Source organism: Marinobacter iranensis (genome assembly GCF_029207565.1).
Lineage (GTDB): Bacteria > Pseudomonadota > Gammaproteobacteria > Pseudomonadales > Oleiphilaceae > Marinobacter > Marinobacter iranensis.
In genome coordinates, this window is record NZ_JANCMW010000098.1 from 1 (window position 1) to 278 (window position 278).

At 67.6% G+C, this 278-nt stretch carries 1 pseudogene; it reads right to left on the reverse strand.

Annotated features, from left to right (window positions below):
• Positions 1–278 (reverse strand): annotated as a pseudogene (locus NLU14_RS21595) (hypothetical protein); the annotation flags it as partial.

Genomic DNA, 278 nt, shown 5'->3' on the forward strand with positions numbered 1-278 from the left:
GGACGCGGCGGACGAGGCCGCCCTCGACTTCGAGCTGAACGGGCTGCACGCCCGCGCCCAGCGTCTCGATCGTGATCGCGTCGCGGTCGACGAGACGGTTGTCGTACACGTACTTGGCGACGCAGCGGATGGCGTTGCCGCACTGCTCCGCCTCCGAGCCGTCCGAATTGATGATGCGCATCTTGAAGTCCGCGCGCTCCGAAGGCAGGATATAGACGAGGCCGTCCGCGCCGATGCCGAAGTACCGGTTGCAAAGCTTGACGGCGCGCTCGGCCGCG